The organism is Kineococcus siccus (assembly GCF_009906795.1).
Lineage (GTDB): Bacteria > Actinomycetota > Actinomycetes > Actinomycetales > Kineococcaceae > Kineococcus > Kineococcus siccus.
Genome location: NZ_JAAALN010000166.1, coordinates 1 through 9,611, shown reverse-complemented (window position 1 = coordinate 9,611; position 9,611 = coordinate 1). Strand labels below are relative to the sequence as shown.

Here is a 9,611-nt window from a genome sequence, read left to right as displayed (position 1 = left end):
GTCCTGCTCGAGAGCGTCTGCGCCACCGCGGGGCCGGGGAGCCGGGCGGGGGCCGCGCCGGTCAGCGGGCGGCGGCGCCGTGGGTCGCGACGTAGGCCAGCAGGTCGTGGCGCGTGATCACGCCCACGGGCTTGCCGTCCTCGACGACCACGGCGGCGTCGGCCGTGGAGAAGACGGTGCGCGCCTCCTCGACCGACTGCCCCGCGCCCACGAGCGGCAGGGCCGGGCCCATGTGGGCGCTGACCGCGTCGGACATCTTCGCCGTGCCGGAGAACACCGCGTCCAGCAGCTCCCGCTCGGTCACGGCACCGGCGATCTCACCGGCCATGACGGGCGGCTCGGCCCCGACGACGGGCAGCTGCGAGACGCCGTACTCGCGCATGATCTCGATGACGTCGTGCACGGTCTCGGTCGGGTGGGTGTGCACCAGCGCGGGGAGCCCCGCCGACTTCTGCCGCAGCACGTCGCCCGCGGTGCCGCCGTCGGCGCTGTCGAGGAAGCCGTACGACGCCATCCAGTCGTCGTTGAAGATCTTGCCGAGGTAGCCGCGGCCGCCGTCGGGCAGCAGCACGACGACGACGTCGTCGGGGCCGAGGTGCTCCGCGGCGCGCAGCGCGGCGACGACCGCCATGCCGCACGACCCGCCGACGAGCAGGCCCTCCTCGCGCGCCAGCCGGCGCGTCATGAGGAAGGAGTCCGCGTCGGAGACCGCGATGATCTCGTCGGGGACGGTCGGGTCGTACGCCGACGGCCAGAAGTCCTCGCCCACGCCCTCGACCAGGTAGGGCCGTCCGGTGCCCCCGGAGTACACCGAGCCCTCGGGGTCGGCGCCGATCACCCGGACCGGCCCCCGCTCCTTGAGGTAGCGGCCCGTGCCGGTGATGGTGCCGCCCGTGCCGACGCCCGTGACGAAGTGGGTGACCCGGCCGTCGGTGTCCGCCCAGATCTCGGGGCCCGTCGTCTCGTAGTGGCTGCGGGGACCGTGCGGGTTGGCGTACTGGTTCGGCTTCCAGGCGCCCTCGATCTCGCGCGCCAGGCGGTCGGACACCGAGTAGTACGACATCGGGTCCTCGGGCGGCACGGCGGTCGGGCAGACCACGACCTCGGCGCCGTAGGCCTTGAGCACGTTGCGCTTGTCGGCTCCGACCTTGTCGGGGCAGACGAACACGCAGCGGTAGCCGCGCCGCTGGGCGACGAGCGCGAGGCCGACGCCCGTGTTGCCGCTGGTGGGCTCGACGATCGTCCCGCCGGGCTTCAGCAGCCCCTCGGCCTCGGCCGCCTCGACCATGCGGGTCGCGACGCGGTCCTTCACGGAGCCACCGGGGTTGAGGTACTCGACCTTCGCCAGGACGGTGCAGGCCAGGCCCGCGGTGACCCTCTGCAGCTTGACGAGGGGCGTACCGCCCACGAGGTCGACGACGGACTCGGCGTAGCGCATGGCGCCATCCTCTCAGCTCCCGCACCGCCGCCCGCGGCCCCCACCGGGCGACCGCGCGGTCAGAGGGCGCGGCGCAGGGCGGTCAGCGCGTCGTGCGCCCGGGCCACGCCGGCCGCGTCCACGGCGCCGTCCGCGGCGGCAGCGACGACGTCGGCCCCGAGGACGGCGAGCTGGTCCCCCGCGCCGTGCAGCGCGAGGACGGGCACCGCGCGGCGCGGCCGGCCCTCCGCGTCCGCGGCGAGGTCCGCGAGCTCCTGCGCGGTGCGGTGCACGAGGACCGCGCGCGGCACGTCGCCGTCCTCGGGCGCGCGCGCCAGCCGGCTCAGCGGCATGGCCTTGACGCGGTCGACGAGCAGGCCCAGGACGCGACGGAGCTCGGTGCGCGCGGCCTCGTCGGCCGGCGCACCGAGCTCCGGTGGCCTCGGGCGGTCCGTCAGTTGTTGCCGCGCAGGATCGCGACGAGACGCAGGATCTCCAGGTACAGCCACACCAGGGTGACCGTGAGCCCGAAGGCCGCGCGCCAGGACTCCCGCACCGGCAGGCCGTTGCGGACGCCGCGCTCGATGTGGTCGAAGTCCAGGACCAGGAACAGCGAGGCCAGGACGACGCCGATCGCGCTGACGCCGACCGCGAGGATCCCGCCGCCCGCGTAGACGTTGCCGACGCCGGTCAGCGACAGGACCAGGTTGACCAGGCCGAAGACCACGTAGCCCAGGACCGCGATGAGCAGGACCTTGGCGAACTTCGGCGTCGCGCGGATGACCTTGGTCTTGTAGGCCACGAGCATCGCGCCGAAGGCGCACAGCGTGCCGACCACGGCGGTCGTGACGATGCCGTTGCCGAACGCCTGCGTGTAGTAGTTGCTGATCGCGCCGACGAAGAGGCCCTCGAGGCCCGCGTAGGCGAACATCACGCCGGGGCGGACCTTCTTGGAGACCTGGGCCCAGATGCCCAGCACCATGGCGATCAGGGCGGCCCCGATGGCCGCGCCGAAGCCGAGGTTCGAGTACCAGGCCGCGCCCGCGCCGACGAGCAGCACGGCGAAGAAGCCGGCCGTGCGCACGACGACGTCGTCCACGGTCATCCGCCGCGCCTGCGACGGCGTCGCCGGCGGACGCTGGTACCAGTCCTCCAGGGTGCGCGCGTCGGCGTCGGCGGGCGGGGTGCGCCGGGCCGACGACGGTGCGTCGAAGCCCGCGTAGCCCGCCTTCCACTCGTTGCTGCGCGCGAAGACCGGGTTCTTGCTTTCCATGACTCCCCTCCGGGGATCGTGTCGTTGCCGGGTCAACGCCGCACGGGGCGCGCGCGTTCCCGACGGACGGCGGGGACTGCTCCGCCGGTGGTACCCGGGACGGGACTCGAACCCGCACGCCGCGAACGGCCCGGGGGTTTAAGCCCCGTGCGCCTGCCAGTTACGCCACCCGGGCAGGTGGCCCCCGCGAGGGGGTGGATCATCGGCCCGATCAGGGCCTCGGGCGGCCGGGGGACGTCCCCGCAGCCCGCTCGAACTCCGCGTAGGGGTGCGACAGGGCGCCGAGCGACACGGCCTCGCGGTGGAACAGCGCCGCCTGCACCCAGCCGAGCAGGACCCCCACCTTGCGGCTCGTGGTCGGCACGCGCGACAGGTGGTAGGCGCGGTGCATGAACCACGCCGGGTAGCCCGTGAGCTTGATCCCGTAGACCTGCGCGACGCCCTTGTGCAGGCCCAGCGAGGCGACCGAGCCCGCGTAGGCGTGCCGGTAGGGCTGCGGCCGGCCCCCGCGCAGCAGGGCGAGGAGGTTGTCGGCGAGCCGGCGCGCCTGGCGGACCGCGTGCTGGGCGTTGGGCGCGCAGAAGGCGCCCGGCTTGGTCAGGTCGGGGACCGCGCACGCGTCGCCGGCCCCCCAGGCCCCCTCGACGACCTCGCCGTCCGCGTCCACGACCCGCAGGTCCGCGCCGCAGAGCAGCCGCCGGCGCTCGTCCAGCGGCAGGTCGGTGCGCTGCAGCACGGGGTGCGACGTGACCCCGGCCGTCCAGACGATCGTGTCGCTCTCGAACTCCTGCCCGTCGCTGAGCTGCACGAGCCCCCCCACGCACGACTGCAGCGTCGTCCTCAGGTTGACCTCGATGCCCCGCGAGCGCAGGGCGTCCACGGCGTAGCGGCCCATCTCGGGACCGACCTCGGGCAGGATCCGGTCCAGGGCCTCGACGAGCACGAACCGCACGTCGCTCGCGCGGACGGTCCGGTACAGCCGCGTCGCGTCGCGCGCCATGTCCTCGAGCTCGGCGAGCGCCTCGATGCCCGCGTAGCCGCCGCCGACGAAGGTGAACGTCAGCGCGCGACGGCGGAACGCCTCGTCCTTGCTGGCCTCGGCGAGGTCGAGGTTGCGCAGGACGCGGTCGCGCAGGTGCACGGCCTCCTCGACGGTCTTGAACCCGATCGCCCGCTCCGCGACGCCCGGCACCGGCAGCGTGCGGGCCACCGAGCCCGGGGCCAGCACGAGGACGTCGTAGTGCAGGTCGTACTCCTCGCCGTCGACGGGGTTGACCCGGGCCCACCGCTCGGCGTGGCGGATCGCGACGACCTCGCCCACGACGACCTCGGCGCCGCGCAGGGTCTGGCGCAGCGGGACCACCACGTTGCGGGCGTCGATCGAGCCGGCCGCGGCCTCGGGCAGGAACGGCTGGTAGGTCATGTAGCCGCGCGGCTCGACGACCGTGATCTCGGCCTCGCCGGGGTTCAGCTCCTTGAGCAGCCGCATCGTGGTGCAGAGACCGACGTAGCCGCCGCCGACGACGAGGATCCGCGGGGCGGAGGAGGTGCGAGGCATGCCGCGAGCCTACTGAGCGGGGGCGCCCGCGGTCGCCAGGTCCGCGACGCGCCGCAGCACGTCGTCGAGCATCGCCCGGGTCAGCCGTCCGGTCGAGGTGTTCTGCCGGCTGACGTGGTAGCTGCCGACGAGGACGACGTCGCGCCCCGCGCCGGTGGCGAGCACGGCCTCGGCCGCGTGGCCGAAGCGGGGCTGCGGGCGGGGCACGGCCCAGCCGGCCCGGCGCGCGGCGGTCAGCGCCGAGGCCCACGCGAAGGCCCCGAGCGCGAGCAGGACCCGCACGTCGCCCGCGACCAGCCGCAGCTCCGCGTCCAGCCACGCCGTGCAGGCGTCGCGCTCGGACGGCAGGGGCTTGTTGTCCGGCGGCGCGCACCGCACGGGCGCGACGATCCGCGTGTGCCGCAGCCGCAGGCCGTCCGCCGCGTGCACCGACGTCGGCTGGCCGGCGAGGCCGGCGCGGTGCAGGCCCCCGATGATCCAGTCGCCCGAGGAGTCCCCCGTGAACATGCGGCCCGTGCGGTTGCCGCCGTGCGCCGCGGGCGCGAGGCCCACGACGAGCGCGCGCGGGTGCTCCTCACCCAGGCCGGCGATCGGCCGGCCCCAGTAGGGCTCGTGGGCGAACATCCGCCGGCGCGTGAGCGCGACGTGCTCGCGCCAGGCCACGAGCCGGGGGCACGCGCGGCACACGCTCGAGCGGGCCCCGACCTCGTCCGGGGTCCGGGCGGAGCGGGCCAGCGCCCGGACCTGCGCCGGGTCGTGCGCCACGGGTGTCGTCGCGTCGGCGAGGTCCCCCGGCCAGCCGCTGCCGGGCGGCACGGGCGAGGCGAAGGGCTGCCCCGTCGCCGGGTGCGGGAGCTCCGTCACGGCTGCTGCTGCAGCTGCAGGAGCGGGGCGACCGTGGGCGCGGGACCCGGAGTCCCCGCCGGCCCCGGGACGGGGTAGACGTTCCAGCGCTGCTCGCCCGTGGCGTCGACCTGGGGCCGCAGCTCCTGGACGGACCCGTCGTCGCGGACCAGGACCCGGTGGTCGGGCGAGAGGTCCAGCGGCCGGCCCTGCTCGTCGAACAGCTGCACGCCCGTCAGCGGGTCGCCCTGGGCGTCGTAGGGCTGGATGTTCCCGATCGGGTAGCCGTCGAGGCTCACCCCGGGCGGCGTCCAGTCCCCCGAGCCACCGCCCTCGCGCGCGTCGACCCAGTAGCCGTTCACCCCCACGAGCAGGGCGAGGACCCCGACCGCGTTGACGAGGCCGAAGCCGACCACGAGCAGCCGGGGCATCCGCACCCGCCCGAGCCACACGCTGAGGGCGGTGAGCGGGACGAGCAGCACCAGGAACGACGCGGTGCCGCCGTAGCCGCCGCCGAGCGTCACCGACGCGGCGCCGGCGACCAGCGCCGCGCGCACGACCCACCAGGCCGGGCGGAGCCCGACGAGGCCGTCGCGCACGGCCGGCCACTGGCGGCGCAGCACCGCGGCGACCGGGGTGGCGCGCCGGCCGCGCGGGGGGAGCCCTGCGGCGGAGCGCAGCTCCGCGGCGTAGACCGCGGGCGGCCCGAAGCGCTGGCGGACGTCGTCGCCGGACTCGGCGACCGACTCCGCCACGGACTCGGCGAGGTCGGCCTCCAGACCACCGACGAGGTCGTCGACGGTCTCGGCGGGCAGGTCGTCCAGCGCCGCGCGGACGGCGTCGACGTACTGGGCCACGGACCGCAGTCCGGTCGGCACGCTCATCGGGTCCCCTCGTCCTCGAGCAGGCTGGTGGTGCGGAGCACGCGGGTCGGGGCGGTCCCCGGCGCCGCGAGCAGGCGGTCGACCGCCGCGGCGAAGCTGCGCCAGCTCTCGCCCTGCTCGGCGAGCACCTTCGTCCCCTGCGCGTTGATCCCGTAGTACTTGCGGTGCGGGCCCTCGTCCGAGGGCACCACGTAGGACGTCAGCGCCCCGGCCGCGTACAGCCGGCGCAACGTGCCGTACACCGAGGCGTCCCCCACCTCGGCGAGACCGCCGGCGCGCAGGCGGCGCACGACGTCGTAGCCGTAGCCGTCCTCCTGCGCCACCACGGCCAGCACCGCGAGGTCCAGGACCCCCTTGAGCAGCTGCGTCGGTTCCACGGCCCCCCCTCTCGCGTCGGGTGGCAGGCGCTCCCCTCCCGCACCTGCCGACGACACGGTACCGCGTGATGCGCACTAGTGGGCGTCGGGCGGGCCAAGGCCCCGGCGCCGGCCCGCCCCGGGTCCCCCGTCAGCGCGCGACGTCGACCGCGAGGTTGTCCAGCAGCTCGCCGTAGATGCGGTCCAGGCCGCGCGGGGCGAAGGTCCGCTCGAAGAAGCCGCCGACGCCGCCCGCCCCGGTCCACTCATTGGTCACGAGGACCTCGCTCGCGCCCGGGCCGTCCGCCTCCACGCGCCACGTCGTGCGCAGCGAGGAGTTGCGGTCGGCCTCGGTGAAGCCGTGCGCGTCCGTGGCCGACACGTCCGCGAGGACGTCGCGCACCCGCGTGCGGGTGGCGTGCAGCCGCCAGCGCACGGCGGTGCCGGCGCCCTGGCCGCCCGAGACGACCTCGTAGTCGGTGAAGTGCTCGGGCAGCAGGCGGGGCCGGGTGCCGCGGTAGTCCGCGAGAGCGGCGAGGACCCGCTCGGCGGGCGCCTCGATGCGCCGCGACGTCGTCGTGCTGACCGTGCTCATGGGTGGTCCCCCGGGGTTCTCGTGGTGGCGCGTCGATCGGTGGATCGTCCGGACGGTGACGCACCGGACCTTCCCAGGGTGCCAGCGGGACGCGGTCCGGCCCCGGCACCGCGCGGCGCGCACGGGTGCGCTTCGTCACAGGAAGCGCTTGGATCACCTCGTGGTGACCCCTGCCGAGCTACGGGCCTGGGCGCTGGAGCTGCCCGCCGTCGAGGAGCGCGAGACCTGGGGCAGCGCGACGTTCCGGGTGCGGGAGAAGATCTTCGCGATCCTCCCGCCGGACGAGGACGACCCGACGGCGACGGTGAAGGCGGACCGCCAGGAGCAGGCCGAGCTCGTCGAGGGCGACCCCGTCAGCTACGGCGTCGCCTCGCACGTCGGCCGCTTCGGCTGGGTCTCGGTGCGCCTGCGCACGGTCGACGCGGGCGAGCTGCACTCGGTCCTGATGGGCGCGTGGTTCCGCACCTGCCCGGCGCGGCTGCGCTCCGCGCTGCCCGACGAGCTGCGGTCCCTGCTGCCGACCGACCGCGACGTCCGCGGCTGACGCCCGGCCTCAGCCGAGCCGGGCGGCGACGGAGAAGGCCGTCCCGTCGAGGATGTCGTGCTCGCTCGTGAGCACCTCCTCCACCCCGGCCAGCGCGGCGACGCGGTCCAGGACGGCCCGCCACACCAGGGCGCCGGCGCCGATGACGTCGACGCGGCCGGGGTGCACGACGGGCAGCGCCGCGCGCTCGGCGCGGGACATGGCGAGCAGCCGGTCGCACGCGGCCCGCACGTCGTCCAGCGGCAGGGCCACCCCGTGCACCGCGCCGGGCACGTGCGCCGGGAGCCCGAGCGCGACGGCGGTGACGGTCGTGACGGAGCCCGCGACGCCCACGAGCGTGCGGGTCCGCTCGAGGGGGACGTCGACCGCGGCGAGCACCGCGTCGACGTCGGCGCGGGCCGCGGCGACCTGGGCCGGCGTCGGCGGGTCGTCGTGCAGGTGCCGCTCCGTCATGCGCACCGACCCGACGTCCACCGACCGGGCCGCCTCGAGCCGGGCGCCGCCGAGGACGAGCTCGGTGGACCCGCCGCCGAGGTCGACGACGAGGAACGGGTCGGGGTGCCGGCCGTGCAGCTCGCGGGTGGCCCCCGCGAAGGAGAGCGCCGCCTCCTCGTGCCCCGCGACCACCTCGGGCGCGACGCCCAGCCGGGCCTGCACGCCCTCGACGAAGGCCGCCCGGTTGCTGACGTCGCGGGAGGCGGAGGTCGCGACGAAGCGCGTCGCCGCCGGGTCCACCCCGTGGCGGCGGCAGGCGGCCGCGGCCGTCTCGACGGCCGCGAACGTCCGGGCCAGCGCCTCGGGGGCGAAGGCGCCGGTCGCGTCCACGCCCTGACCGAGGCGCACGACCGCCATGGTCCGCTCGACCTCCACGAGGGTGCCCGCCTCCGCGTCCACGTCGGCGACGAGCAGGCGCAGGGAGTTGGTGCCGCAGTCGAGCGCCGCGACGCGCCGCGCGCTCACGCGCCGGCGGCCGGCTCGTCCGTCGTGGTCGCTCCCCGCGGCTCGCCCGCGTCCGCGGCGGGGCCCGCGTCGCCGTGCGGGCACGTCGCGGGCCAGCCGCCCTCGGCCGCGAGCAGGGCGAGCGCCTCGTCGCCGAAGGGCTGGACGCCCGGGCCCGCGGCGAGGGCGTGCCCGGCGAGGGCGTGCAGGCACTTCACGCGGGTCGGCATCCCGCCCGCCGAGATGCCCTCGACCTCCTCGACGCGCCCGAGGCGGGCCCGGCGGGCCAGGTAGTCCTCGTGCGCCGCCGCGTAGGCGGCCGCGAGCTCGGGATCGGTCGCGAGCCGGTCCTGCATGCGGCGCATCAGCCCCGACGCCTCCAGCGTGCTGAGCGCCGACGCCGCGAACGGGTCCACGAGGTAGTACGTCGTCGGGAAGGGCGTGCCGTCGGGCAGCCGCGGTGCCGTCTCGACCACGTCGGGCCGGCCGCAGCGGCAGCGGTGCGCGATCCCGACGACCCCGCGCGGGACCCGGCCGAGCAGCTCGGCGACCGCGTCGAGGTCCGCGGCGGTCACCGCCGCGCTGGTGCTGGTGCCGACGGGCACCCCGCTGAGGGTGGCGCCGCCGACGGGGGGCTGGGCGTGCTGGTCGATCACTGACCGTCCCGGGACGTGGGGGCCGGCACGGGCTGCACCGTGGCGGCGGCGGTGGGGTCGGGCAGGCCGGCGAGCCGGAGGGACTCCCACAGGTCGGCGTACCAGGCCGCCGACGACTGCGGCAGGCTCGCGGCCGCCTCGGCCGGGGCCAGCCGGTCCGCGTCGGAGGGACCCTCGACGACGTAGGCCTTCTCCCCCGGCAGGACGTAGCCGAGGCGGGCGCGGGCCTGGGTGCGGACGTAGTCGGGGTCGGCCCAGCGCTGCTGCTCGGCGCGGGCGGTCGCGAGGTCCTCGCGCTGCTGGGAGATCTGCGCGTCGAGCCGGCTGATCTCGGACCGCTGCTCGAGCCACTTCTGCAGGCTCGGGACCAGGAAGACCGCGAGCACCACGACGAGGGCGGCCAGGACGAGCGCGCGGGGACCGCGCGTGCGGCGCCGCTCGGCCGCCGACACCGACGCCGAGCTGCGCCCCCGCGCGGCGGGCGAGGGACGGCTCGAGGCCGGCCGGGAGGCCCGGGCGCCCGACGGGCGGGCCGCGGGCCGCACC

General features: G+C 76.4%; 12 protein-coding genes and 1 tRNA gene. 1 reads left to right on the top strand and 12 read right to left on the bottom strand.

Going from position 1 to position 9,611, the window contains the following annotated elements; genetic code table 11:
* Positions 1-61 precede the first annotated feature (61 nt).
* From GTR02_RS16250 to GTR02_RS16210, 9 genes are all read right to left on the bottom strand, one after another.
* The gene (locus GTR02_RS16250; RefSeq protein WP_166608539.1) at positions 62-1,438 is read right to left on the bottom strand and encodes a cystathionine beta-synthase; all 1,377 of its coding nucleotides are present in this window, start codon (positions 1,436-1,438) and stop codon (positions 62-64) included.
* Positions 1,439-1,497: 59 nt separating this feature from the next.
* Positions 1,498-1,770, bottom strand: a complete 273-nt coding sequence (locus GTR02_RS16245) for a hypothetical protein (protein WP_205709429.1) — start codon at positions 1,768-1,770, stop codon at positions 1,498-1,500.
* 101 nt (positions 1,771-1,871) lie between these two features.
* Positions 1,872-2,690 (bottom strand): Bax inhibitor-1/YccA family protein, encoded by an 819-nt coding sequence (locus tag GTR02_RS16240; RefSeq protein WP_166608538.1) that lies wholly within the window; start codon positions 2,688-2,690, stop codon positions 1,872-1,874.
* A gap of 88 nt (positions 2,691-2,778) precedes the next feature.
* Positions 2,779-2,865 (bottom strand) — tRNA-Leu (locus tag GTR02_RS16235).
* Between the two features lie 36 nt (positions 2,866-2,901).
* Positions 2,902-4,248: an NAD(P)/FAD-dependent oxidoreductase gene (locus tag GTR02_RS16230; protein ID WP_166608537.1), complete on the bottom strand. Its 1,347-nt coding sequence runs from the start codon at positions 4,246-4,248 to the stop codon at positions 2,902-2,904.
* Between the two features lie 9 nt (positions 4,249-4,257).
* Positions 4,258-5,112 carry a uracil-DNA glycosylase family protein gene (locus GTR02_RS16225; protein WP_166608536.1) on the bottom strand — a complete coding sequence of 285 codons (855 nt, stop codon included), beginning with the start codon at positions 5,110-5,112 and terminating at the stop codon, positions 4,258-4,260.
* The gene (locus GTR02_RS16220; RefSeq protein ID WP_166608535.1) at positions 5,109-5,975 is read right to left on the bottom strand and encodes an HAAS signaling domain-containing protein; all 867 of its coding nucleotides are present in this window, start codon (positions 5,973-5,975) and stop codon (positions 5,109-5,111) included. The genes GTR02_RS16225 and GTR02_RS16220 overlap by 4 nt, the downstream gene beginning before the upstream one ends.
* A complete protein-coding gene (locus GTR02_RS16215; RefSeq protein ID WP_166608534.1) occupies positions 5,972-6,352 on the bottom strand; it encodes a helix-turn-helix transcriptional regulator in 381 nt (126 codons plus the stop codon). The genes GTR02_RS16220 and GTR02_RS16215 overlap by 4 nt, the downstream gene beginning before the upstream one ends.
* Before the next feature lie 130 nt (positions 6,353-6,482).
* Positions 6,483-6,926, bottom strand: coding sequence for an SRPBCC family protein (locus GTR02_RS16210; RefSeq protein WP_166608533.1), 444 nt, complete (start codon positions 6,924-6,926; stop codon positions 6,483-6,485).
* 160 nt (positions 6,927-7,086) lie between these two features.
* Here GTR02_RS16210 and GTR02_RS23345 point away from each other — a divergent pair, with 160 nt between their 5' ends.
* Positions 7,087-7,470 (top strand): MmcQ/YjbR family DNA-binding protein, encoded by a 384-nt coding sequence (locus tag GTR02_RS23345; RefSeq protein ID WP_338073863.1) that lies wholly within the window; start codon positions 7,087-7,089, stop codon positions 7,468-7,470.
* A 9-nt stretch (positions 7,471-7,479) separates the two neighbouring features.
* On the opposite strand, the gene GTR02_RS16200 is transcribed toward GTR02_RS23345, so the two are convergent.
* From GTR02_RS16200 to GTR02_RS16190, 3 genes are all read right to left on the bottom strand, one after another.
* Positions 7,480-8,430 carry a Ppx/GppA phosphatase family protein gene (locus GTR02_RS16200; RefSeq protein WP_166608532.1) on the bottom strand — a complete coding sequence of 317 codons (951 nt, stop codon included), beginning with the start codon at positions 8,428-8,430 and terminating at the stop codon, positions 7,480-7,482.
* Positions 8,427-9,014 (bottom strand): DUF501 domain-containing protein, encoded by a 588-nt coding sequence (locus tag GTR02_RS16195; protein ID WP_166608531.1) that lies wholly within the window; start codon positions 9,012-9,014, stop codon positions 8,427-8,429. Before GTR02_RS16195 ends, GTR02_RS16200 begins: the two co-directional genes overlap by 4 nt.
* 47 nt (positions 9,015-9,061) lie before the next feature.
* Positions 9,062-9,611: FtsB family cell division protein (locus GTR02_RS16190; RefSeq protein WP_166608530.1), on the bottom strand; the 550-nt coding region annotated here is incomplete at its 5' end.

Coding starts and splice junctions, on each gene's coding strand:
- GTR02_RS16250 (WP_166608539.1), bottom strand. CDS start 1,438: ATGCGCTACGCCGAGTCCGTCGTCGACCTCGTGGGCGGTACGCCCCTC.
- GTR02_RS16245 (WP_205709429.1), bottom strand. CDS start 1,770: ATGCCGCTGAGCCGGCTGGCGCGCGCGCCCGAGGACGGCGACGTGCCG.
- GTR02_RS16240 (WP_166608538.1), bottom strand. CDS start 2,690: ATGGAAAGCAAGAACCCGGTCTTCGCGCGCAGCAACGAGTGGAAGGCG.
- GTR02_RS16230 (WP_166608537.1), bottom strand. CDS start 4,248: ATGCCTCGCACCTCCTCCGCCCCGCGGATCCTCGTCGTCGGCGGCGGC.
- GTR02_RS16220 (WP_166608535.1), bottom strand. CDS start 5,975: ATGAGCGTGCCGACCGGACTGCGGTCCGTGGCCCAGTACGTCGACGCC.
- GTR02_RS16210 (WP_166608533.1), bottom strand. CDS start 6,926: ATGAGCACGGTCAGCACGACGACGTCGCGGCGCATCGAGGCGCCCGCC.